This window comes from Sulfurospirillum sp. 1612, assembly GCF_036556685.1.
Classification (GTDB): Bacteria; Campylobacterota; Campylobacteria; order Campylobacterales; family Sulfurospirillaceae; genus JAADIZ01.
In genome coordinates this window covers 511,759-537,089 of record NZ_CP140614.1, presented here as the reverse complement: position 1 = coordinate 537,089, position 25,331 = coordinate 511,759, and the positions used below count along the sequence as shown (strand labels likewise).

General features: G+C 37.5%; 23 protein-coding genes and 5 tRNA genes. 11 read left to right on the top strand and 17 right to left on the bottom strand.

The annotated features are described in order from the left end of the window. Positions 1-68: 68 nt before the first annotated feature. From rpoC to SFB89_RS02650, 17 genes are all read right to left on the bottom strand, one after another. Positions 69-4,586 carry a DNA-directed RNA polymerase subunit beta' gene (rpoC, locus tag SFB89_RS02730; protein WP_331775412.1) on the bottom strand — a complete coding sequence of 1,506 codons (4,518 nt, stop codon included), beginning with the start codon at positions 4,584-4,586 and terminating at the stop codon, positions 69-71. 77 nt (positions 4,587-4,663) lie between these two features. After that, the gene (gene rpoB / locus SFB89_RS02725; protein WP_331775411.1) at positions 4,664-8,815 is read right to left on the bottom strand and encodes a DNA-directed RNA polymerase subunit beta; all 4,152 of its coding nucleotides are present in this window, start codon (positions 8,813-8,815) and stop codon (positions 4,664-4,666) included. Positions 8,816-8,936: 121 nt separating this feature from the next. Next, positions 8,937-9,308, bottom strand: coding sequence for a 50S ribosomal protein L7/L12 (gene rplL / locus SFB89_RS02720; protein WP_331775410.1), 372 nt, complete (start codon positions 9,306-9,308; stop codon positions 8,937-8,939). Positions 9,309-9,446: 138 nt separating this feature from the next. Next, positions 9,447-9,926 carry a 50S ribosomal protein L10 gene (gene rplJ, locus SFB89_RS02715; RefSeq protein WP_331775409.1) on the bottom strand — a complete coding sequence of 160 codons (480 nt, stop codon included), beginning with the start codon at positions 9,924-9,926 and terminating at the stop codon, positions 9,447-9,449. Between the two features lie 78 nt (positions 9,927-10,004). Beyond that, the gene (locus tag SFB89_RS02710; protein WP_331775408.1) at positions 10,005-10,136 is read right to left on the bottom strand and encodes a hypothetical protein; all 132 of its coding nucleotides are present in this window, start codon (positions 10,134-10,136) and stop codon (positions 10,005-10,007) included. A gap of 1 nt (position 10,137) precedes the next feature. Then, complete coding sequence (locus tag SFB89_RS02705; RefSeq protein ID WP_331775407.1) at positions 10,138-10,284, bottom strand: hypothetical protein; 147 nt, start codon at positions 10,282-10,284, stop codon at positions 10,138-10,140. A gap of 35 nt (positions 10,285-10,319) precedes the next feature. Next, positions 10,320-11,024, bottom strand: a complete 705-nt coding sequence (rplA, locus tag SFB89_RS02700; RefSeq protein WP_331775406.1) for a 50S ribosomal protein L1 — start codon at positions 11,022-11,024, stop codon at positions 10,320-10,322. Positions 11,025-11,085: 61 nt separating this feature from the next. Next, entirely contained in the window at positions 11,086-11,508 is a 423-nt protein-coding gene (gene rplK, locus SFB89_RS02695; RefSeq protein ID WP_331775405.1) for a 50S ribosomal protein L11, read from the bottom strand. Positions 11,509-11,656: 148 nt separating this feature from the next. Next, positions 11,657-12,190, bottom strand: a complete 534-nt coding sequence (gene nusG / locus SFB89_RS02690) for a transcription termination/antitermination protein NusG (RefSeq protein ID WP_331776045.1) — start codon at positions 12,188-12,190, stop codon at positions 11,657-11,659. Between the two features lie 9 nt (positions 12,191-12,199). Continuing rightward, on the bottom strand, positions 12,200-12,379 hold the full coding sequence (secE, locus tag SFB89_RS02685; RefSeq protein WP_331775404.1) for a preprotein translocase subunit SecE: 180 nt from the start codon (positions 12,377-12,379) through the stop codon (positions 12,200-12,202). Between the two features lie 19 nt (positions 12,380-12,398). After that, positions 12,399-12,475, bottom strand: a tRNA-Trp gene (locus tag SFB89_RS02680). Positions 12,476-12,503: 28 nt separating this feature from the next. Then, on the bottom strand, positions 12,504-12,662 hold the full coding sequence (rpmG, locus tag SFB89_RS02675) for a 50S ribosomal protein L33 (RefSeq protein ID WP_331775403.1): 159 nt from the start codon (positions 12,660-12,662) through the stop codon (positions 12,504-12,506). Between the two features lie 55 nt (positions 12,663-12,717). Beyond that, positions 12,718-13,917 carry an elongation factor Tu gene (gene tuf / locus SFB89_RS02670; RefSeq protein WP_331775402.1) on the bottom strand — a complete coding sequence of 400 codons (1,200 nt, stop codon included), beginning with the start codon at positions 13,915-13,917 and terminating at the stop codon, positions 12,718-12,720. A gap of 187 nt (positions 13,918-14,104) precedes the next feature. Further along, positions 14,105-14,179 (bottom strand) — tRNA-Thr (locus SFB89_RS02665). 133 nt (positions 14,180-14,312) lie between these two features. Further along, positions 14,313-14,389 (bottom strand) — tRNA-Gly (locus SFB89_RS02660). 10 nt (positions 14,390-14,399) lie between these two features. Continuing rightward, positions 14,400-14,485: transfer RNA gene (locus tag SFB89_RS02655), tRNA-Tyr, on the bottom strand. A 52-nt stretch (positions 14,486-14,537) separates the two neighbouring features. Further along, positions 14,538-14,613, bottom strand: a tRNA-Thr gene (locus SFB89_RS02650). 113 nt (positions 14,614-14,726) lie between these two features. Here SFB89_RS02650 and SFB89_RS02645 point away from each other — a divergent pair. The 11 genes from SFB89_RS02645 (at position 14,727) to SFB89_RS02595 (ending at position 25,328) form a co-directional block, all read left to right on the top strand. Beyond that, positions 14,727-15,467 (top strand): YaaA family protein, encoded by a 741-nt coding sequence (locus SFB89_RS02645; protein WP_331775401.1) that lies wholly within the window; start codon positions 14,727-14,729, stop codon positions 15,465-15,467. A gap of 113 nt (positions 15,468-15,580) precedes the next feature. Beyond that, positions 15,581-17,590 (top strand): EAL domain-containing protein, encoded by a 2,010-nt coding sequence (locus SFB89_RS02640; protein ID WP_331775400.1) that lies wholly within the window; start codon positions 15,581-15,583, stop codon positions 17,588-17,590. Then, complete coding sequence (locus SFB89_RS02635) at positions 17,578-19,281, top strand: ATP-binding protein (protein WP_331775399.1); 1,704 nt, start codon at positions 17,578-17,580, stop codon at positions 19,279-19,281. The genes SFB89_RS02640 and SFB89_RS02635 overlap by 13 nt, the downstream gene beginning before the upstream one ends. A gap of 102 nt (positions 19,282-19,383) precedes the next feature. After that, positions 19,384-19,623 (top strand): hypothetical protein, encoded by a 240-nt coding sequence (locus tag SFB89_RS02630; protein ID WP_331775398.1) that lies wholly within the window; start codon positions 19,384-19,386, stop codon positions 19,621-19,623. 257 nt (positions 19,624-19,880) lie between these two features. Beyond that, on the top strand, positions 19,881-20,105 hold the full coding sequence (locus tag SFB89_RS02625) for a ribbon-helix-helix protein, CopG family (RefSeq protein WP_331775397.1): 225 nt from the start codon (positions 19,881-19,883) through the stop codon (positions 20,103-20,105). Continuing rightward, positions 20,098-20,757: a hypothetical protein gene (locus SFB89_RS02620; RefSeq protein ID WP_331775396.1), complete on the top strand. Its 660-nt coding sequence runs from the start codon at positions 20,098-20,100 to the stop codon at positions 20,755-20,757. The genes SFB89_RS02625 and SFB89_RS02620 overlap by 8 nt, the downstream gene beginning before the upstream one ends. 74 nt (positions 20,758-20,831) lie before the next feature. Continuing rightward, positions 20,832-21,959 carry a branched-chain amino acid ABC transporter substrate-binding protein gene (locus SFB89_RS02615; protein ID WP_331775395.1) on the top strand — a complete coding sequence of 376 codons (1,128 nt, stop codon included), beginning with the start codon at positions 20,832-20,834 and terminating at the stop codon, positions 21,957-21,959. A 12-nt stretch (positions 21,960-21,971) separates the two neighbouring features. Further along, a complete protein-coding gene (locus SFB89_RS02610; RefSeq protein ID WP_331775394.1) occupies positions 21,972-22,874 on the top strand; it encodes a branched-chain amino acid ABC transporter permease in 903 nt (300 codons plus the stop codon). Continuing rightward, positions 22,871-23,830 (top strand): branched-chain amino acid ABC transporter permease, encoded by a 960-nt coding sequence (locus SFB89_RS02605; RefSeq protein ID WP_331775393.1) that lies wholly within the window; start codon positions 22,871-22,873, stop codon positions 23,828-23,830. Before SFB89_RS02610 ends, SFB89_RS02605 begins: the two co-directional genes overlap by 4 nt. Then, entirely contained in the window at positions 23,827-24,609 is a 783-nt protein-coding gene (locus SFB89_RS02600; protein ID WP_331775392.1) for an ABC transporter ATP-binding protein, read from the top strand. The genes SFB89_RS02605 and SFB89_RS02600 overlap by 4 nt, the downstream gene beginning before the upstream one ends. Then, positions 24,606-25,328 carry an ABC transporter ATP-binding protein gene (locus SFB89_RS02595; protein WP_331775391.1) on the top strand — a complete coding sequence of 241 codons (723 nt, stop codon included), beginning with the start codon at positions 24,606-24,608 and terminating at the stop codon, positions 25,326-25,328. The genes SFB89_RS02600 and SFB89_RS02595 overlap by 4 nt, the downstream gene beginning before the upstream one ends. Positions 25,329-25,331: the final 3 nt, after the last annotated feature.

Here is a 25,331-nt window from a genome sequence, read left to right as displayed (position 1 = left end):
ACGCGCTATTTTATTTAAAAATAGCTTATAAGAAGGTTAAATTAAGCTTAATTTAACCTTCTAACACCTTATTGTTGTTTTATCTTGATTGATTTATCTTTATACAAACCGGTTCCTACTGGAATCATTCGACCCAATATAACGTTTTCTTTCAAATCTCTCAAGTGATCCATTTTCGCAGCAATACTCGCTTCTGTCAAGACTTTAGTTGTCTCTTGGAATGATGCAGCAGAGATGATACTATCACTTCCGATTGCCGCACGGGTAACACCCAATAAAATTGGCTCAGCAATTGCAGGTTCACCACCCATCTTGATAATTTTTTCATTTTCTTCGTTAAATCGAATTCTACTAATCAAATCACCTTCGATAAATTTAGTGTCCCCACTATCTACGATTTTAATCTGTCTCAACATTTGAGAGACGATAATTTCGATGTGTTTATCGCTAATCGCAACACCTTGTCTTCGATAGACTTGTTGGATTTCACTGATTAAATAATAATGCAGTGCTTTTTCACCCATAATTCTTAGAATATCATGACTTGATACCACACCATCAGTTAATTTTTCACCCGTATGAACAAACTCGCCCGCATGCACGTGGATTTGCGTATTTTTATTAATCAAATACTCAACACTCGTGCCATCTTCGGCATCGATGATAATACGCTCTTTTGAACGAAGTGGCTTACCAAATCGAATCGTTCCATCAATCTCTGCAATAACCGTCGCATCTTTTGGACGTCTGGCTTCAAAGAGTTCACTAACACGAGGAAGACCCCCGGTAATATCTTTTGATCTTGCAGCAGCTTTTGGTGTTCTACCGATAATATCAGCAATATTGACGTGCTCATTGTCTTTGACAAATATCGCAGTCTTTGGTTCTAATTGATATTTAATAATCTTACCTGAATCTGTTGCGATAATCAATGTCGGCTTCAATCCTGCTGGGAGATATTCATTGATAACGAGTCGGCTCTCACCGGTCATTTCATCAAATTGTTCTGTCGCACTCACACCAGGTTCAATATCTTCGAACGTAATCACACCGGACTCTTCTGATATAATCGGAACCGAATATGGATCCCACTCTGCAATCACGATTTGTTCGGCACTGCTTGGATGTGCCAAAACAGTGTCCAAGGTATCTACTACGGTATTATCTTCTAGGTCAATAATTGAACCTCTTGGAATATAATGTCGGATCGCTTCTCTATTTTCAGCATCCGCAATCACAGCAAATAGACCTTTTTCATCAACTTGATGATCTTTTTCTACCGCATTGTAGCGTTCTAGGTAATCCCCTGCTAATTTGTAATACTTCACCGTACCTAATGCTTCTGAGAGGATTTTTTGAGATATCGGATCACCATCGTGTACGCGTACTTCACTCGCGTATGGGATACGATTTGGAATATTCCAACTCTCTTTAATGATTTCGACAATACTTTCATTTTCATGGACCGTATCACCATTGCCATATGGTAGATAAAACTTACCTTCTACTTTACCACTAACACCCGCGAGTTCGTTTGATTTTGCAAGATCACTTTTTCTAAGCACATATTTGCTGCTCTCACCATCTGCGGCTTTGATGGTAATAATCGCTTCATCATGAGAATTATCAATACTCAAAATACCATCATGAGTGGCTTTTATTTTTGGCTCAACAAGGAGAATCGATGCATTTCTACGGTTTGCAATAATATTTCTACTCTCTTTTGAGACATAAGTTTTAACATTGTAATATCGGATAAAACCTTCTTTTTGTGCGATGACTTGTCTGTCTTGTGCTTCAGTAGACGCCGTTCCCCCGATGTGGAATGTTCTTAGTGTTAGTTGCGTTCCTGGCTCACCGATTGATTGTGCTGAGATAATACCCACAGCTTCACCTGGTTTTACCAAAGTACCGACACCCAGATTAATACCATAACATTTTGCACAAATACCTTTTTTGGCTTTACATGTGATTGGTGTTCGGATAACTACTGATTTGACGCCTGCTTCTTCGAGTGTTTTGGCTTTTTTCTCATCAATCAAAGTACCTTCTGTAAAGAGCACTTCATTAGTGATAGTATCGATGACATCTTCTGCTAATACTCTACCAAAAGCACGATCAGTCAATGATTCGATGAGTTCACCGCTTTCACTGATTTCTGTGATTTCAACACCTTCATGCGTACCACAATCTTCCATCGTTACTTTGACATTTTGAGAAACATCGATAAGTTTTCTTGTCAAGTAACCCGCATTCGCCGTTTTTAGCGCGGTATCGGCCAAACCTTTTCTAGCACCATGCGTTGAGATAAAGTATTCAAGGACGTTTAGACCTTCTCTAAAGTTTGAAATAATCGGTGTTTCAATAATACTACCATCTGGTTTTGCCATCAATCCCCGCATACCTGCTAGCTGACGAATCTGTGCCGCACTACCCCTAGCACCAGAGTCTGCCATCATGTAGATTGAGTTAAAGCCATCTTTATCACTCTCCGTGAGCTTCATCATCTCTTTGGCAAGGTCGTTGTTCGTGTCTGTCCAAATATCGACAATTTTGTTATATCGCTCTTGTTCTGTCAAAAGTCCTGAGCTGTATTGTTTTTGAATTTCTCGTACTTTTTTCTTAGCAGCACCAATTTTAGCTACCTTTGTTTCAGGGACTTTGATATCATCAATAGAGACTGAAATACCCGCTTTGGTTGCGTATTTGAAACCGAGATTTTTTAGATTATCTAAAAATTCAGCCGTCACGTTATAACCGCCTTCTTTATAAACATAATCAACCAATTCAGCAATATTTTTCTTTTTCATTACCTTGTTCCAATACTCTTGCGGTACGAACTCTGGTAAAATTGATTTGATAATAAGGCGTCCTGCGGTCGTAAAAATCACTTTGCCATCGACAACGGTTTTGATTTTAGCTTGAGGTACTAAGTAACCTGAATCTAATGCAATATGGACTTCATTGATATTTGAAAAAATCTTATTAGACCCTTTAGCATTGACTTTTTCCAAAGACATATAATAAAGACCCAAGACCATATCTTGTGTCGGTACGGTGACTGCTTTACCTGATGCAGGCAAGAGGATATTCATAGAACTTAGCATCAAGACTTTACACTCAGCAATCGCTTCTTGGGATAAAGGAACATGTACGGCCATTTGATCCCCATCGAAGTCCGCATTAAAAGCAGAACACACGAGCGGATGCAAACGAATAGCTTTTCCTTCAATCAAAACCGGATGAAAGGCTTGAATAGAGAGTTTGTGCAGTGATGGTGCACGGTTTAGCATAATCGGATATCCCTCAACGACTTCAGATAAACATTCCCACACTTCATTGGTTTTATTATCAATCATCTTTTTCGCTTGTTTAATCGTCGTCGCATACCCTTTTTCTTCCAGTCGCGCGATCAAATGCGGTTTAAATAATTCTAATGCCATTAATTTTGGAAGACCACATTGGTCCATTCTCAGTGTTGGTCCTACGACAATAACAGAACGACCAGAGAAGTCAACCCTCTTACCGAGTAGGTTTTGACGAAAACGTCCTTGTTTCCCTTTAATGATTTCAGAGAGCGATTTCAAAGGTCTTTTATTGGCACCTTTGACAGCATTGGCGCGACGTCCGTTATCAAAGAGTGCATCCACACTCTCTTGCAACATTCGCATCTCATTTCTGATAATAATTTGTGGCGCGTCAAGCTCCATCAAACGTTTTAGTCTTGAGTTTCTATTAATAACTCTACGATACAAGTCATTGACGTCACTGACCGCAAATTTACCGCCATCTAGTGAGACAAGAGGACGAAGGTCTGGTGGCAATATTGGAAGGACGGTAATCATCATCCATTCTGGTCTATTTTGACTGTGCAATAATGCTTCAACAATCTTCAAACGTTTTACTATCGTTTTCTTTTTTGCTTCAGAATTTGTCAAAGACATCTCTTCTTTTAATGTACCCAAAATCTCAACAAGATCAAGATCAGCCAACAAGTCTTTGACCACTTGTCCACCCATGTCCGCTACAAATCCGCTGTCTTCAAATCGTTGAAACAGTGATTGGTATTGTTCTTCATTGAGAACATCATATTTTTCTACTTTTTTTGTATTTTCGGCATCATAGAAAGCTTCACCAGGCTCTTTGACGATATACGCTTCATAATATAATACTCTCTCTAAATCTTTCATTTTCACGCCAAGAAGCGTTCCAATTCTACTTGGAAGAGAATTGACATACCAAATATGAGCAACCGGAGTTACTAATTCAATGTGTCCCATGCGAGAGCGTCTCACTTTGGTACTTGTGACTTCAACCCCACATTTTTCACACTTAATGCCCTTATATCGCATTTTTTTGTATTTACCACAAAGACATTCATAATCTCTTACAGGACCGAAAATCTTCGCACAAAAAAGCCCGTCTCTCTCAGGCTTTAATGTTCTATAATTGATGGTTTCTGGCTTTTTGACTTCGCCAAAACTCCATGATCTGATTTTTTCAGGACTTGCAAGTCGCAATTGAAACGCTTGAAAGTCTCTTGGTCTATTATCATCTAATATTTCAACCGGTACTAAATTTTTCATATTAAAATCCCCTCTTCAAAGATTTTGTATCTATCGAAATTTTTCTTGCTCGAAGAAAAACCGTTGCTTGGCTATTACTAAGATAATGTTTTGTCATCATCATCTACCTCGTTATATATCTCAACATCTAAAGCCAAAGACTTCAATTCATTTGCTAACACAAAGAAAGTCTCAGGGACACCGGTTTCAGGAACGTTTTCACCTCGTGTCAACGCTTTGTAGGCAGATACTCTTCCCTCTACGTCATCAGATTTTATCGTTAACATTTCTCTCAATGTATGAGCCGCACCGTAGGCCTCAAGTGCCCATACTTCCATCTCACCAAATCTTTGTCCACCAAAGAGTGCTTTACCACCGACAGGTTGTTGTGTGACTAGTGAGTATGGTCCGGTACTTCTTGCATGCATCTTTTCATCAACTAAGTGGTGAAGTTTTAGCATGTACATGTATCCGACATTGACACGCTCTTCCATCTTCTCACCTGTTTTACCATCGTAAAGTTCGCTTTTACCATCGCTATCAATTTTGGCGAGTTCAAATAATTTTTTGAATTCTTCTTCATCTACCCCTTCAAATACAGGAGTAGAGAATTTCACGCCACGTGACCAGTCTCTGGCATAATCCAAAAGTTTTTTATCATCAATTTGAGCTAAAAATTCTTTGGCATTCATGAGCTTCGCAACATCAGCTATCGCAATCATTTTACTTCTTAACTCTTTGATCCAATCACCTTGTTTCGTCTCAAAAATTTCTTTTATTTGATCACCCAATCTTCGACCAGCAAGTCCGAGATGAACTTCTAAGATTTGTCCAATATTCATACGACTTGGAACCCCTAGAGGATTCAAGACGATATCAACGGGCTCTCCATTTTTAAGGTAAGGCATATCAATTTCTCTAACGATGTTTGACACGATACCTTTATTACCATGACGTCCGGCCATCTTATCACCGACTTTTAGTTTTCGTTTCGTCGCAATATAGATTTTGACCAATTTGACAACACCACTTGGTAAAATGTCATCTTTATCAAGGATATTGAGTTTTTCGTCATGCTCTTCTTTGAGCTTTTTCTTTTCATTTTGGAAATGATTTTTAAGTTGTTTATACTCATCTTCCACTTCACTAGAAAAGGATTTGATAATACTATTAATAGCAAAACGATTGACTTGATCTAAATCTTCCGATGCTACTTTTTCACCTGCATGGTACTGTTTTTTGTTGATCTCTTGATCTTTTTCCAAAGCATGTTTTGATAGCAATGAGTTGATTTTCATCATCTCTTCACGATCTAGCATCAAAAGTTTATCATGATGTTCATGATCGAGTTTTTCTTTTTCTTCCTCATAGGATCTCAAAGCTCTTGGATCGCGGTCATATCCTTTTTTCGTGAAGATTTTCACATCAATAACAACCCCTTCAAGTGATGGAGAAGCATACAGTGATTTGTTGACCACATGACCTGCTTTTTCACCAAAGATTGCACGTAACAATCGCTCTTCTGGAGTTGGTTTTACTTCACCTTTTGGAGATACTTTACCGACTAAAATCATGCCCGGTTTGATATACGTTCCAATTTCTACGATACCGCTATCATCAAGATGAGAGAGTTCTTCTTCTCTGACATTTGGGATATCTTTTGTGATCTCTTCCACACCGTCTTTTAATTCTCTTGCTTCTATCTCTTTTTCATAAACATGAACACTTGTGAAAGCATCATCACGAATCATCTTTTCACTGATGACAATCGCATCTTCGTAGTTATAACCATTCCATGGCATAAACGCAACCATGGCGTTTTTACCCAAAGCCAACTCACCTCTGTCCATACTCGGACCATCCGCGATGACTTGACCTGCTTTAATCACATCATCTTTTTTGACGATGACTTTTTGGGTAAAGGTTGTATTTTGGTTGGTTCTCATATTTTTTTGCAAAATGTAGTGGTCAATAAAAGAACCATTTTCATCTTTACCTAAAATATAAATGTTTTTATTATCTACTTTTTCAACCACACCAGCACGTTTGGCTTTGATTGCTTCCCATGAATCTCTGGCTGTGATTGCCTCCATACCAGTACCGACCATTGGAGCTTGTGAAATCATCAACGGTACTCCTTGTCGTTGCATGTTCGAGCCCATCAGCGCACGGTTGGCATCATCATGTTCCAAGAATGGAATCAAAGAAGCAGCCACACCGGCTACCATCATCGAAGAGAGGTCAATCATATTGACTTTTTCTTTTTCGACCAAAACAATTTCACCATCAATTCTAGCTTCAATTAAATCTTCTACAATTTCTTTATTAGGTCCAATTTTGGTACTCGCTGGCGCGATGACAAGTCCCTCTTCTTGCGTAGCTGTAATATATGCAATTTCATCTTGAATGACGCCGTTTTCTACCTTTCGGTATGGGGCTTCAACAAAACCTAAATCGTTGACTTTCGCATACATCGCAAGCGTATTAATCAAACCAATATTTTGTCCCTCTGGCGTTTCAATCGGACAAATTCTACCATAGTGAGTAGGGTGAACGTCACGGACTTCAAATCCAGCACGCTCTTTTACCAAACCACCCGCACCGAGTGCTGAGAGTCTTCTTTTGTGCGTAATTTCACTTAGAGGATTGGTTTGATCCATAAACTGTGACAATTGTCCGCTTGAGAAGAATTCCAAAATGGTACTGGTAATCATCTTAGAATTAATCATATCATGAGGCATAATTTCATCGATGCTTCCACTAAGGGCTGTAAATTTGTCTCGGATTGCTTTTTGCATTTTGATGAGACCGGAGTGCAATTCATTGGCTAAGAGTTCGCCAATGGCTCTAATACGTCTGTTTCCCAAGTGGTCACGATCATCGATATGACCTTGTCCATTTTTGACTTTAATAAGATATTTTACTGTTTTGATAATATCATCGGTTGTCATAATCGTCACATACTCAGGTACATCAAGACCAAGTTTGTGGTTCATTTTCATTCTACCGACTTTGGTTAAATCATAACGTTCTGGATTAAAAAATAGATCTCTTACAAATATTTTCGCTGCTTCTTTTGTAACAGGCTCACCTGGTCTCATAACTTTATAAATACGAATCGTAGCCAAATCATTTTCATCTTCAATTTGTTCGGTTTGTCGTAACAATTTCAAGGTTTCATAATCAGCTAAAAATGAATTAATAATCGAATCATCAACGCCGCTTGCTAAATCATTTGCGATTTCAACAGAAGTGCAGCCTTGTTCAACAATCTTAGCCAGTTTAATTTCATCCAGTTGTGATAGAGTATCATAGAGGACTTCACCACTTTCTTGGTCAATTATTGGAGATGAGAGGAATCGGTTTGTCAATACATCGACAGGATATTCAATAAAATTGACACCGTCTTCTTTGAATTTTTCAGCCCGTTTTTTGGTCAATCTTTTACCGGCTGCTATTAGTTGGTTACCATTTTCATCTTTTAAATCAAATTCTACTCTTCCTACAAAATCATCAGGTACATATTCCATAAAAAATTTATTGTCTTTTATTCTAATTGTTTGAACAGGATAAAATAATTTTAGGATGTCTTGCTTGCTATAGCCTAATGCTCGAAACAATATAGTAATAGGAACTTTTCTTCTTTTGTTGATTCTCATAAAAAGTGTATCTTTTGCGTCATATTCAAAATATAACCATGATCCACGATCGGGTATGATTTGTGCTGTATATATTAGTTTGTTATTAACCGTTGTGCTTTCTTCTTCTTTAAAAATTACACCAGGACTACGGTGCAATTGATTGACAACAACGCGTTCAACTCCGTTGATAATAAATGACGTGCGATCCGTCATCATAGGGATATCTCTTATAAATATCGCTTGTTCTTTAATATCTTTAACGCCTGTTTTTTCACCTGTTTTTTCATCTTTATCCCATAAAATAAGGCGTATGTTCATCTTAAGGCCAACAGAATATGTCAAACCTCTTTCCATGCATTCTCTAACGTTATATTTAGGTTTTCCGATTTCTGATCCGACATACTCTAAAGTAAGTCTATTTTGTGGATCATGTATTGGGAAAATTGATTTAAAAACTTTTTCTATACCGCCTTCTGCATTTTCACCCACATCTAAAAAGTTTTCATAACTTTTTTGTTGTAGTTGCAATAAATTTGGAACTTCAATTTTTTTTGGAACTTTGGAAAAATCAACCCTTAGGCGATTTCCCGAATTTAAATTATTTAACATGAGTCACCCTCGTGTAGTTGTATAAAAAGGATATGTAGTTTGTCTGTTTTGTAACAGAAAATTAGTCGACCAATTGGTTTCCGTTGTGTGTTTGGGAGTGTCACACTCCCAAATCATTGCGTTACTTGATTTCAGCCTCTGCGCCTGCTTCTTCGATTTGTTTTTTAAGATCTTCTGCTTCGTCTTTAGCCACACCTTCTTTAAGTACAGTTGGTGCACTTTCAACAGCTTCTTTTGCTTCTTTAAGACCAAGGCCAGTGATTGCACGAACCACTTTAATAGCATTGATTTTCTTTTCTCCACCGCTTTTTAGAATAACATCAAATTCTGTTTTTTCTTCAGCAGCAGCACCAGCAGCACCAGCAGCACCAGCAACCATAACTGGAGCAGCAGATACACCGAATTTTTCTTCAAATTCTTTAACTAAATCACTAAGTTCAAGAACTGTAAGACCTGAAATATATTCTAATACATCTTCTTTTGTAATTGCCATGTTTTTGTTTCCTTCATTGTTTTCTTAAATATGGACAAAGCCCATATTAACTTCATTGCACGAAAGCTTGCGCTTTGTGCAGAATTTATATCATTTTCACTATCTGAGTAAACTCAAATGTGTATTTCTACACAAAACTTATGCTTCTTCTTTTTTAGCACGCAATGCATCCAAGCCAATTGTAAAATTGGTAACAGGAGCCATCCATGTTTGTAAAAGCATACCAATAAGCTCGTCGCGAGACGGTAGCTTAGACAACGCATCAATTTTAGCTTCATCTACAACTTCACCAGCAACAAATCCACATTTAATTTGGAATACTTTATTGGTTTCAGCAAATTTTGCCACTACTTTTGTGACATTGAGTTGATCTTCGCCCCAAATGAATATATTAGTATCTTTTAAATCAATGCCATCAATGTCAGCATTTTTTAGCGCAATAGCAGCAAGAGTATTTTTTGCAACTTGAACATTAACATCCAAGTCTTTTGCACTATTTCTTAGACCTTCTACAGTCTTAGTATCAAGACCTTTAAAGTCACAAACGATCAATGCATCGGAAGATTTGAATCCTTCAGTTAACGCGTTAACAATGTCAACTTTTTCATTTTTTGTCAATTTTTCTCCTTTCCGACCGGTGATTTCAAGCAGAGTTGGAAAATTCCAAATTAAGTCAAAGACCTCGACTATCTCCAATCAAAGATTTACTGTTCTATTTTTTTTCTTCTTGGGTTTGAGCAAAGCCCAATCCCAATTCATCTCACTAAAGCTTTCGCGTTGCGAAGATGCCTCTTTTTCTTCTTGGGTTTGAGCAAAGCCCAATCCCAATTCATCTCACTAAAGCTTTCGCGTTGCGAAGATGCCTCTTTTTCTTCTTGGGTTTGAGCAAAGCCCAATCCCAATTCATCTCACTAAAGCTTTCGCGTTGCGAAGATGCCTCTTTTTCTTCTTGGGTTTGAGCAAAGCCCAATCCCAATTCATCTCACTAAAGCTTTCGCATTGTGAAACGTGTTATTTTAAATCGATTAATTCTTGATTATCAAGCGCCATCGCAGGACTCATGGTCAAAGAAATAGCTGCTGATTTTATGTATTTACCTTTTGCTGATGCTGGTTTGTGTTTATTGACAGCTTTTATAAATGTTTCAAAATTTTCTTTTATTTGTTCTGGTGTGAAGCTGATTTTACCAATTCCTGCATGAATATTAGCTTGTTTGTCAACTCTAAAATTAACTTGTCCACCTTTAGAATTTTCAACAGCTTTTGCAACGTCCATAGTAACCGTACCAGTTTTTGGGTTCGGCATGATACCTTTTGGTCCCAAGATTCTACCGACTTTACCAACCATACCCATCATGTTAGGAGTCGCGATTAAAACATCAAAATCAATTTTACCGGCTTGAATATCAGCAATCAAATCATCACTACCTACAATATCTGCACCTGCTGCTTTTGCTTCATCAGCTTTTGCATCTTTTGCAACCACTGCAACTCTCACTGTTTTTCCCGTACCCGCTGGAAGCACCACTGAGCCTCTTACCATTTGATCAGCGTGTCGTGGATCCACGTTTAATTTTAGTGCTATTTCGATTGTTTCATCAAACTTTGCACTCGCTAAATTTTTTATATTTGCTAAAGCTTCTTCAACTGCATATTTTTTAGTTGTATCTACTTTAGTCAATAATTCTTTAAATCTCTTTGTAACTTTGCTTGCCATTATATATCTCCGCATTTTTTTGCTTCCGCCTGAAACCTGGCGGTAAAGGGTTGATCAATTTTTATGAAACAGTGATTCCCATACTTCTTGCGCTTCCTTCAATAATTTTAGAAGCTTGTTCTCTGTCATTGGTATTAAGATCTGCTATTTTTTTGTCAACAATGTCAAGTACTTGTTCTTTTGTCAAATTAGCAATTTTATTTTTCAGAGGATTGTCACTACCTTTTTTGATACCAGCTGCTTTTTTTATCAAATCACTTGCCGGTGGTTGCTTTGTAATAAAAGTAAAACTTTTATCAGCATAAACGGTAATAACAACAGGGATATTGTAACCTACCATATCTTTTGTTTTTTCATTGAAAGCTTTACAAAATTCCATAATATTGACACCTTTTTGTCCAAGAGCTGGACCAACCGGTGGAGATGGATTTGCTTTTGTAGCTGCAATTTGTAATTTTATTTCACCAATTACTTTCTTTGCCATTTTATAATTCCTTTGTACAATATTTATCTTATTTGACTTAGATGATTCCAAATCAATTGATCAAAAAAAGCGCAGATTAATTCAATCTACACGATATATCGATCGAAGCAACTTCAACAAACCTGCTTGTTGCTCACGTTAATTTCTTTTAAACTATCTTTTCAACTTGTGAATATAAAATCTCCACAGGGGTACTTCTACCGAAAATAGAGACATTTAGTCGTAGCTTGCCATGTTCCATGTCATACTCTTCAACAATTCCAGTAAAGTTTGCGAAAGACCCTTCAGTAATTCTAACATTTTCACCGTTTTCAAAAAATATTTTAGGTCGTGGGGCACCTTTCTTGTTTGCTTTTTCTAATATGACATTGATGTCTTTTTCGCTTAATGGTGTTGGCTTTTTTGATTCGCCGATAAATCGTCCTACTTTAGGAAGAGATTGTATCTGTTGCCATAACGCCGTATCAAGATCTAATTCTGCAAAGGCATATCCAGGATACAAACTTCTCTCACTGATCTTTTTTTCTCCGTTTTTAACTTCCATAACATCTTCTGTAGGCACAAGCACGCCTTTAAGTTTTTCTTCTATACCGTTATCTTTGACTAGATTTTCTATCGCTCGTTTTACAGCTTGTTCGCTACCTGCATATGTTTGTATCGCATACCATTTGTGTGACATAATTGACCCTGCTTATATGATATTTGATAATGTATATGACATAATCATATCTATCATTGCGAGGAACAATGAAACAACAGCCACAACAACAAATACTGATACAAATGCATTTCTGATTTGATCTTTTGTAGGAAATATTACTTTCGTTAATTCAGATTTTGCTTGCTGATAATAATTTTTTATTTTTTCCATTACGCATACCTTAGACTAGTGGCAGGGCAGGAGGGGCTCGAACCCACAACCTGCGGTTTTGGAGACCGACGCTCTACCAATTGGAGCTACTGCCCTACAATCAAAAATCAAATTCAAAAAGAATTTAACTTTTTAACTTTGTTTCTTTGTGAACTGTGTGTTTTTTAAGTCGTGGACAATACTTACTTAATTCAACTTTTTCAGTAGTTGTCTTGCTATTTTTTGTAGTTGTATAGTTAATATCACCAGACTCACTACATTTTAAACCGATTTTTACTCTCATTCAATTGTCCTTTTGAAATAAACAAGGGATAATCATCCCTTGTTTTTCTATATATTTATTTGTTTATTTTAGAAACGACACCGGCACCAACAGTTCTACCACCTTCACGGATAGCAAATCTTGTACCTTCATCCAATGCAATTGGAGTAATCAATTCTACTGATATTTTAACATTATCACCTGGCATAACCATTTCAGTGCCTTCTGGCAATGTGATTGAACCAGTAACGTCTGTTGTTCTTACATAAAATTGTGGTCTGTAGTTATTAAAGAATGGAGTATGTCTACCACCTTCTTCTTTGCTTAGGATATAAACTTCAGCTTCAAAGTTTGTATGTGGTGTGATTGAGCCTGGTTTACAAAGTACCATACCTCTTTCAACATCTTCTTTTTTAGTTCCTCTAAGAAGGATACCACAGTTATCACCTGCTTCACCTTGATCCATTTCTTTATGGAACATTTCAACACCGGTAACAATTGTTTTTTGTGTATCTTTGATACCAACGATTTCGATTTCTTCACCAACTTTGATAGTACCTTTTTCAATTCTACCGGTCACAACTGTACCACGGCCTGAGATTGAAAATACGTCTTCAACTGGCATAAGGAATGTTTTGTCAGTTTCTCTAACTGGTTCTGGGATGTATGAATCAACAGCAGCCATAAGCTCTAAGATTTTTTCTGACCATTCGCCAAGTGTACCACTTTTTGCTTCTTCTAGCGCTTTAAGTGCAGAACCTGCTACGATTGGAGTGTCATCACCTGGAAAATCATAAGCACTTAAAAGTTCTCTAATTTCCATTTCAACAAGTTCCAACAATTCTTCATCATCAACCATATCGGCTTTATTCATAAATACAACGATATATGGAACACCAACTTGGCGAGACAATAGGATGTGCTCTCTAGTTTGTGGCATAGGACCATCAGCTGCAGAAACAACTAAAATAGCGCCGTCCATTTGAGCAGCACCTGTAATCATGTTTTTAACGTAATCCGCGTGACCTGGGCAGTCCACGTGAGCATAGTGACGATTGTCTGTTTCATATTCAATATGAGACGTTGCAATCGTAATCCCTCTTTCTCTCTCTTCAGGTGCGTTATCGATACCGTCAAAGTCTTTAAAATCTGCAAGTCCTTTTGCTGATAGAACTGCTGATATTGCTGCTGTTAATGTAGTTTTACCGTGATCAACGTGACCGATTGTTCCTATATTAACATGTGGTTTAGATCTTGTGTACTTTTCCTTTGCCATTTCTTCCTCCGTGTGGGTTTGTTTTTGATTTGATTGTTTTCTTCACTTCAAGCAAAGCTCGAAGCAAATGATTGCACTAAGCTTTGGGTGTTGCTAAGAAAAATTTTCGACTTTTATAACCTAGATAAATCCAGGTATCACTCATGTTTCTCAAGCTTCGACCGTAGTCGATAATTAATATTAGTTATGGAGCTCATAGAGGGACTTGAACCCTCGACCTCTTCCTTACCAAGGAAGTGCTCTACCTCTGAGCCATATGAGCAAAATGCTCAATAACCGCTTTAGTTTACCATACAAAAAATAACAAATTGATTACATATCTAAGTCTGTGAGCAATGAACTTGTCCTGAAGAGTTAAAAACAGAAAAAATTCAACAGCTCCCAGTAAATAAACATGGAGCGGGAGACGGGACTCGAACCCGCGACCCCCAGCTTGGAAGGCTAATGCTCTAGCCAACTGAGCTACTCCCGCAAATGTTAAATGGTGGTGAGAGAAGGATTCGAACCTTCGAAGGTAAAAACCAGCAGATTTACAGTCTGCCCTCGTTGGCCACTTGAGTATCTCACCTAATATTTACACCATTTTTGTCTGGTCAAACACTGTTACAACACAAAAAATATGGAGCTGGTGAACGGAGTCGAACCGCCGACCTGCTGTTTACAAGACAGCTGCTCTACCAGCTGAGCTACACCAGCACCCAATATTTGTGAGGTGAAATTATATCTCAATTAAATGCCAATGTCAATACTTTTTTAGGTACAATATCAAAAAAATTAAATATCCTAAAAACAAGGGGTGGTATCAACTCATGAAAATTCTCTTTTCACCTAGCGAATCAAAGCAAAAAGGGGGCACAGATGCCCCATTTCACAAGCAAAGTTTTCTCTTTCCAGAATGTTTCCAATACAGAAAAAAGATGATTGATTTGTATCATGATGTTATAAATAATGCAGATATTAACACACTCTCAAAACTTTTTGGCATCAAAGATAAAAAAATGATTGACTATTATCGGGCTAATCTCTACACACAAAAGACACGCAAAGCCATCGAACGTTATGATGGTGTGGCATTCCAATATCTCGATTATGCTTCATTAAATGCAACTTCAAAGGATTATCTCGATCACAATACGATTATTTTTTCAAATCTTTTCGGTCCGATTCTCGCAGGTGATAGAGGCCTCCCTGACTATAAATTAAAACAAGGAGAGAAATTAGGAGCCCTGCGTCTCGAACAATTTTACAAAGAACATCTGACTCCAGCATTAGATGATTTTTTAAAAGATGAAGAGATTTTGGACCTTCGAGCCGGATTTTATGAAAAATTTTATAAAATCAAACAACCCTTTCTTTCTTTGAAATTTATCAAAAATGGCAAAGTCGTGAGTCATTGGGCTAAGGCCTATCGGGGTATCGTGCTTCGTATGCTTGCTTTGAAAAATATTGACACGGTTGACGCACTCATGCACATGGATATAGACGGATTACATATTTATGAGATAAAAAAACAAGGCTTGCGAACTGAGGTATGTTACCAAATCACTTAAAATGGTACTTTATAGCAACAAATTATAAGTATCAATAATAAAATCATGGGATATCTTTGAAAATATGATACTATTGTGTTTGCTAACGATATATTACCAACAAAGGTCGTCACGTGGGCACACTTATAGAGACTTCTCTTCTTTATATTGAAGATGATGATGCGGTGCGAAATTCAATCGCGAGATCATTGTCGCTAATTTTCAAGCAGATTGCTGTTGCCAAAAATGGCCTAGAAGCGCTTGAATTTCTCAAATCTCATGAGATTGATATTTTGATTACTGATATTAAAATGCCACAGATGGATGGGCTCACGCTTATCCAAAAAATCCGCGATTTAAAGATGCAAATCCCTGTGATTATTACCTCAGCATTTAATGAAACCGAATACATCATCAATGCACTAGAACTCAAAGTAGATAAATTTATTAACAAACCTATTAAAATTTCTGAATTAATCGACGTCATTACGGTTTTTAGCGAAATCATTCAAAACAAAAAAGAACTCAAAATCAAACAACAGCAGTTAGAAAATTATAAAAAAGCCATCGAACAAACGAATCTCATACTCACGTTCAATCGCCACGGAGTGCTGACCTCTATCAACAAAGAGTTTGCGACGTACTTTCATATCAAACCAATAGAAAACAATCACATCATCAACCAAGCGAGTGATCTCTTCCAAGAGAAAGATATCGAGGAAATACTCACAACCACGACCGCCTTGAATATCTATAATAAAACCATTCCTTTGTATTTTTCGGGAGACTCTTTTATGGTTGTTGTCACCGGATTTGCATCAGTATTTCATCATCATGATATTAATGAAATCACTTTGATTCTCAACGATATATCTCCTATTGTGACAGACAAAGACAATACAATCCAAAAACTTTATACTGATGACCTCACCCAGCTGCCAAATCGCCAAAAACTTTTCAAAGACCTCTTAGACAATCAATCAAAAAATGCGATTTTGATTGTCGATATTGACCATTTTTCTCATATCAATCATCTCTTTGGTTTTGATGGCGGTGATGAGATCCTCGTCCAACTCGCAAATCTCCTCAAACAATATTGGTCGTCTCAATCCTCTCAACTACTGTATCGTTCTGATATGGACCATTTTGTGCTCCTTCTCAATGATAAAACACGCACCAATCCAAAAACTGTCAAGCAGTTAGCCATGCAGATTAATAACAAAATAAAAGCGCACACTTTTTTAATTAAAAATGACATTTCTATCAATCTTAGTACGACTATTGGAGCAAGTTGCCTGGGCAAAAATGATATCTTTACAGAAGCACTCATCTCTTTGAGTGCTGCAAAGAGTCGCAAAATCTCTTTTGCCTGTTTTAATGACCTCAGCAATCTCAAAGAACGTTTTGAACACAATATCAATACGCAAAGAAAAATCAAAAAAGCATTGGAACAAGATGGTGTGATAAACTACTATCAACCCATAGTAGATCAAAATGAGCGTCATATCAAATATGAATCTTTAATTCGTATTAAAGACCCTTATGAAAACGATAAAATCCTAACGCCATATTATTTTTTGGATATTGCAAAACAATCTAAAGATTATCCGATGCTCACGCGAAAAGTCATCGAAAATGCTTTTAGAGATTTTGGTAATGGCAGCTCAGAATTTAGTATCAATCTCTCTTTTGAAGATATCATGAACCCAGAAACGGTATCTTTTCTCATCTCCTATATGCAGCAATTTCCAGAGGCAAACATCACTATTGAGCTACTTGAAAGCGAGGGGATTATCGATATTGAGCGGACTTTAGAGTTTTGTAATGAAGTCAAAAATTATGGTGCAAAAATCGCCATTGATGATTTTGGTAGTGGATATTCAAGCTTTGCCTATTTCTTGGATATTCCGCTTGATATTCTCAAAATAGATGGCTCTTTGGTCAAACACGTCCATGAATACAGAGGCTATAAAATCTTAGAGTCTATTGTCAATTTTTCTCAGAATATCGGCGTCAAAACCGTAGCAGAATATGTCGAAGATGAAAAGGCATTTTTACAGCTCAAAAATCTCGGTATCGACATGTTTCAAGGGTACTATTTTGCTAAGCCCAAACCCTTTAGTGAATTATCATGGGAGTCTTAAAAAAGGTTAACTATTTTAGACGCTTTACGACACTGTTTATTTTGGTAAGCTTTTCACTCTCTCTTATGAGTCTTACCATCCTTTATTTTGAACAATCCCGATTACAAAAATCTCTAGATCAAAAAGAAGCCATTAGTGAATTAGCCCTGAAATTAGAGACGAGTCATGATCTCTCTTTACAATTTAAGAACTTACTCACCGCCACAATTGAAAACCGATTTTTCCAAGAGTATCTTCTCCATCCATCAGCTACAAATTATCATGATGCGATTGAGTCTTTTCGTACTATCACATGGAGCAATCCTCACATCATGCAATTGCGTTATATTGATGAAAATGGTAACGAGAAAATACGATTTGATCGCTCACATATCAATGCAAAACCAAAAGAGATAGCAAAAAACAAACTCCAAAACAAAGCATCACGCAACTATTTTAAAGCAGCGATGCAACGAAAAGAATCTCAACTATATATATCCAAACTGGATTTAAATGTAGAACACAACAAGATTGAGATTCCCTACAAACCCGTTATTCGCTTTGCTATGCCTCTCTTTTCAAAAGGCAAAGCAAAAGGAATCGTGATTGTCAATATCTTTATGCAAGAATATCTTACGATGTTAATACGCTCAGATATGTTTTATTTTTATATTTATGACAAAAAACAATGCCTGCTTGTCTCTAATAACCCCAAGATTCCTTCATGGTCTCAGTACTTAGGCGCCCCCTGTCATTTTGATGTCCATGCGCTTATTGACAGTGATGTGATATTTCCAAAACTGAAAAATGAACCCATCTATCTTGGGGTCGGACTTATGAATAGTAATCCTTTTAAGATTCATGACTTTAAAGATGCCATCATCATCTTAAGTCTTATTCTCATCCCGCTCTCTTTTATATTGGCTTATTTTTTATCTCGAATCCCAAAAAGACTTTTTGATGCTATTGAAGAGCAGCAAAAAATGTTGATACAACAATCCAAACTCGCCGCCATGGGAGAGATGCTCGCATCCATCGCCCACCAATGGAGACAGCCGCTCAATGCCGTTGGTGTCCTGACTCAAGAGGTACAATTTAAACTCAAAAGGGGACTCTTAAAAGAGAGTGAAATTGACCCATTGACAGAGCAAATCCAAACACACTTGGATTATATGTCTAACACCATCAATGATTTTAGAGACTTTTTTAAACCCTCAAAAAGCAAAGAAAAGTTTGATATAAGAGACACCATCCACCAATCCCTCGCCATCGTTAAAACAAAACTTAAAAAGCAGAATATACAAACCATCATCACCGATCAACATCATCATCAAGACCAAGCCTACCAAACATGTGGATATGAAAATGAGCTACGACAAGTCATCATCAATATTCTTACCAACGCATGCGATGCGATTGTCAAAAGAGTCCAAACAAAGAGTGATATAAAAGGTATTATTGAGATAGAAATGAGTCGCACAAAAGACAATATCACCCTTCAAATCAGTGACAATGGAGGTGGTATTGATGCGATGGTGATTCAAAAGATTTTTGAACCTTATATCTCAACCAAAGAAGAACAACAAGGCACTGGATTGGGGCTTTATATGTCAAAACTCATCATAGAAAAAAATATGCAAGGCACCTTAGATGCCAAAAATATAGAAACAGGCGCAAGATTTACCATTGTCTTGCCTGTGTGCGAGAATTGAAGTTAGGTTTAAACTATCATGTTAATATAAAAGCCATTGATTTGTTTTGCATATTTATAGTAGAATGCCACTTCAAATTTATCATCATAATAGGAGGATGAAATGTTACAATGGATTATCGTAGCTATTTTAGTCTATGTTATTTATTTTTTAGTAAATAAATATGAAAAAAGATTAAATGAGCTCAATGAATTGGTTGAAATCAATAAGAATGAAATCAATGCTAATAAAGAGCGTATCGAAGAAAACAAGTCAAAACTTGACGGACATCATGAAAAAATTAAGAAAAATAGAGAGCATATTGATCTCAATCAACAAATACTTTCTAAATTAAAAGATTAAGGTTTCCCCTTAATCTTTTCTTATTTTTCCATATTTGCTACTTTTAGTAACGCATACATAAAATTCATTTTCTCTAAATAATTTCCCCATATCACCATTTTCCAACTATTTTCTTCAAAATATATCATGATAAAATATCATAGTGTGTAAATTTTAACCATTCGTTTAAGGCAAAAAAACAAAAAATATACTAATATTGTGTTATGCATTTTTAGTAATACTTTTAGTAATACTAAAAAAAATTAAATGGAGTTATTTTGGCAAAACAAAAATTTGGAAAAGACATTATCAAAACCGTGATAACAAAAAACCAAACAAAAAAAAGGGAGATATCCCAACTCAGTATCAAAATAGATTCTAAACTCGATGATGCCTTGCATACATTGTCACGCGCACTCAAAATATCAAAAAACAAATTGATCGAAGATATCTTATATGAAAGTGGTATCATAGAAGAAGTCGAGGAGAATTATTATGAGTAAATTCCCTGAGATTGATAGCATCGTCACAGCCATTCTCAAAGGTATAGAAGAGGCAAGAAAAAACTTTTTGTTTTGGACCCATGATCGTTTGTTTCTCTCTCATGGACCCGAAAAGATTATCAGTATTCATGTCGCGCAAGCTCTTGCTAAAATCAAAAAAAACACTCCTGAAATCTTTATCGATGCCACTGTTTATGATACGCTCCGATGCTCTTTAGCCAAACGCGATGGATTTTTAGAATACATGAAGCGTAACAATTTAGCAGCAGGAAGCTTTAGCATCACATTAGATGAACGCTTTAAACACAAAAATGATAACGATTCTATCTCACGTGCCATCATATCTATTAAAAAAAATATCCGCAATGTCAAACGAGAATATACAGAAGAGATTGAACGCATTTGTAAAATGCTCAATAGCAAACCAGAAGACCAATCAACATTAGAGTACGGCATTTTCGCATTTTATACAGATTTACCTAGTAGTGCGAGAAAAAAATTAGCGGTGCGATTGGATGAAATTATAAACAGTTTTGAAGCCGTCGTTGCAACATTTCCACAGTTAAAATCAGAATATAAAAATACGGGGGTAATCACAGAAAAAGATATCGGTGAGTGGCTCATTGGTGCATACACTATAAGAAGAGTTTAGTAAAGATGATGGCGCATCATTTTTACTAAACTTGTAATGTTATGCATTTTCAAGCAAAATTCAAAGGAGATTGAATGAAACGAGCATGGATAAAATTGGCTGCTTCAGTAGTAGCTTGTACCGCATTAGTTGCATCGGCAAATGCTGCTGATGTTATAAAGATAGGTGTTCAAGCGCCAATTACCGGGAAATATGCCAATGAAGGACAGAGTATTGACAATGGTGTGAAACTCATCGTTGATCAGTATAATGCCAAAGGCGGCATTCTTGGTAAAAAGATTGAAGTCATCAGCTGTGATGATGAAGGAACAGCTCAAAAAGCTGCGATTTGTGCGAGAAAACTAGTCAATGCAGGCGTCATGGCTGTCATCGGCTCTTATACTTCAGGAGCAACAGAAGCCGCACAAACTACGTATTACAGAAACAAAGTACTTCAAACAAGTGACGGTACTAGCGACTCATTAACCAAACACAAATATTGGACCTTTTTTAGAAATTCATTTCCAAACAGTGCCGAAGCAGATTTTACTGCCAAATACATGGTACAACACAAAGGTTACAAAAAAATCGTCGTACTCTCAGATTACTCAAGCTATGCCACAGGGTTAGCAGATGCTACTGCAAAAGCGATTAAAGCGCTTAATGGCAACATCGTCTATCGTGGCAAAATCAAATCAGGAACACAAAATTTTACAGCTGTACTGACAAAAATCAAATCAATGAACCCCGATGTCATCTATTATAGTGGATACTACAATGATGGTGGACTCTTAAGAGCACAAGAACTTCAACTGGGTATCAAAGCTGATTTCGTAGGTGGAGATTCTAATGATAATCCAGATTTCCTCAAACTAGCAGGAAGCAGTGCTAAGGGTGCATTTTTAATCAATGTTCCAACCCCAGATATTCTCCCGTATGATATTGCGAAAAAATTCTTGAGTGATTATAAAGCAAAATACGGAATGGCTCCAGCTTCTATTTGGACACTGTTAAACATCGATGGTTTAAGAGCAATCTTGCATGCAGCAACAGAGACAAAAAGTACCGATACCAAAACAATCTCTAATTATCTACACAAACTAAAAGATTTCCCAGGAATCACAGGACCGGTAACCTTTAGAGATGATGGTGAACGAATCGGCGGCGGATATATGGCTTATGAAATTCAAGGCGATAATAGCTATAAAATAGTATATAAATAGAAAGAAAAAACCATGGATATATTTCTACAGCAACTTATCAACGGTTTGACAGTAGGAAGTTTATATGCATTGGTTGCATTGGGTTACACGATGGTTTACGGAGTTATGAAGCTTATCAACTTCGCTCACGGGGACCTCGTGGCCCTCTCTGCTTTTGCTGGACTTACTATCTACACGCAAATCTTTGGTGAAGGAAAAACATCAATCCTCTTGGTATTGAGCGTTTTTGTCATCACTGCATTACTAATTGCAGTAGTCGGTGTTCTTCTTGAACGCCTCGCATATAGGCCTTTAAGAACGGCACCTAGATTGAGTGCAGTTGTCTCTGCATTGGGCGCAGGATTGGTGATACAAAACTCCATCATGCTAATTTGGGGACCAAATATGAAGATTTTCCCTTCAGATTTATTTCCTTCAACCATTTGGCAAATTCAAGGTGTGGTTTTTACCTTTACGCAAGCCATGATTCTTGGAGTCTCTGCTGTTTTAATGCTGGGTTTATATTTCTTTATCAACAAAACCAAAATCGGCACCGCAATCCGTGCCACAGCGATTGATCAAGATGCCGCAAAATTGATGGGTATCAATGTCAATAGAGTTATCATGACCATCTTTATCATTGGCTCTGCTCTTGGTGCGGTTGCAGGATTGTTCATCGGTATCAATTATCGTGGTATTACCTTTGATATGGGTTGGATGTATGGGCTCAATGCCTTCATCGCCGCTATTATTGGTGGTATCGGAAATATTCCCGGCGCAATGCTAGGCGGTTTGTTACTCGGATTGTTTAATGCTATGATTAGCGGCTATATCTCGAGTGCATGGGCTGAAACCTTTACTTTTGTTTTATTGGTCATTATTTTGATCTTTAGACCAACAGGAATTTTAGGTGAAGTAGTGGCGGAGAAAGTATGATGAAATCAATCAATAAAACAAATCTAATAGCATTAGGTTTTCTAATCGTTATGGGAATTCTTCCACTTGTTGCCGATTCTGCTTGGCTTGCCATTGGTACCACCTTTTTGGTCTATGCTGTTGTAGCATTTTCTCAAGATATTATCCTAGGACGTGCGGGTGCTTTTCATATGGGTCATGCCCTCTTTTTTGGTCTGGGTGCGTATTCTACTGCGATTTTAAATGTCCATTTTGGGTGGCCTATCTTAGCCACGTGGATTCCCGCAGTCATCGTTCCGGTCATCATCGCGATTTTACTCGCTGGTCCGATTATTCACCTCAGGGGTGATTATCTTCTCGTGGCTACAATTGGATTCAATATCATCTTTATACAAATTTTACAAAATGATGTTTTTGGTCTCACAGGAGGTCCAAATGGGATTTTTGGTATTGATGTGGTGCGAGTTTTTGGTATTGAATTTATGAGCCAAACCGCCATGTATTATATGGCTTTTATCTTACTGGGTATCACACTTTTTATCATGAAAAACCTCGATACAAGCAAATTCGGTCGCGCGATGTTTTATATCAATAAAGATGACATTGCCGCACAAAGTATGGGTATCAATGTACGATACTATAAATTGTATGCTTTTGCTCTTGGAGCGGGGATTGCCGGAGCTGCTGGGAGCATGTTTGCGGTGCAATACTCTGCGGTTTCACCTGAAGCCTTTAATGTTATCCAATCAATTATGTTCTTTACGATTGTCTTAGTGGGAGGATCTGCATCACTTCCGGGAGTCTTAATCGGAACCTTTGTGATGTTTGTCTTGCCTGAGATTTTTAGAGAATTTCAAACCGCACGATACCTTGTTTTTGGTATTGCGATGATTTTGACCATGATTTTGAGACCTCGTGGCATCTGGCCGGTTCGCTTTGGGAATATTCCAAACTTCCTTAAAAAGGATGTCAAATGAGCCAATACATACTAGAAGTCAAAAACGTATCAAAATTATTTAGTGGATTAGTAGCAATAGATCAGCTTTCTATGAAAGTCAAAAAGGGACAAATTTATGGAATTATTGGTCCAAATGGTGCAGGAAAAACCACGCTGTTTAACTGTATTACAGGAATTTATACTCCCGAAGAGGGAGAAATCCTATTTGAAGGCGAGAGTATCAAAGGAGTCGCTCCTTATAAGATAGCAGAGCGTGGAATTTTGCGAACGTTTCAAACGATTCGTTTATTCTCTGAGATGAGTGTCGCAGAAAACATTATGTCAGGACGCCACATCAAATCCAAGCAAAAATGGTACAACGGCATCATTCACACTCCAGCAATGCGACGCGATGAACACGCCCAATGGGAAAAAGTCGGCGAATTGATGGAATTTTTCAAACTCACGCAATATGCCACGACACCAGCGGGTGATCTCTCCTATGGGGTGCAACGAAAAATCGAAATGGCGCGCGCATTGGCCGCAGAGCCCAAAATTTTGATATTAGATGAACCTGCGGCAGGACTCAATGATAATGAGACGATGGAACTCGCCGCCACCATCAGAGAAATCCAAGCCAAAGGCGTGACGGTACTGATGATTGAACATCATATGGAGATGGTGATGAGCTTATGCGAATACATCACCGTGATTAACTTCGGAGCCAAAATCAGCGAGGGGATTCCATCTGTGGTACAAAATGATCCCGTTGTTATTGAAGCCTATGTCGGAAGCGACGAAGATGAGGATGCATCATGAGTCACAATGAAGTATTACTAGAAATCAAAAACTTACAAGTCAGCTATGGTGCCATTCAAGCAATCAAAGGCATTGACCTTTATGTTAATAAGGGCGAAGTGGTAACGATTTTGGGCGCTAATGGAGCAGGAAAAACAACCACACTGCGAACGATTAGCGGATTATTAAAATCCAATGATGGGCAAATCATCTTTGATGGTAAGGACATCACCAAAATCAAAGCTCACGAAATCGTATCTCTTGGGATGAGCCATTCACCAGAAGGAAGACGTGTATTTGGTACCTTAAGTGTCGAAGAAAATCTTTTGATGGGTGCATACACACTCAAAAAATTTGACTCCAAAACATTGGATTGGATTTATCAAATATTACCAAGACTTAAAGAGAGAAAAAAACAGTTAGCGGGGACATTAAGTGGCGGTGAACAACAAATGTTGGCTATCGGACGTGCCATCATGAGCAATCCAAAGCTACTCATACTTGATGAACCAAGTCTCGGTTTGGCTCCTGTTTTGGTCAAAGTTATCTTTAAAGCAATTAGAGAAATCAGTAATGCCGGTGTCACCGTTTTGCTCGTAGAACAAAATGCAAAAGCGGCATTAAAATTGGCAGATCGAGGTTACGTCCTCGAGCTAGGGAAGATCACACACGAAGGCAGTAGCGATGAACTACTCAATTCTGAAGCGATCCAGGAAGCTTATTTAGGCAAGAAAAAATAGAAA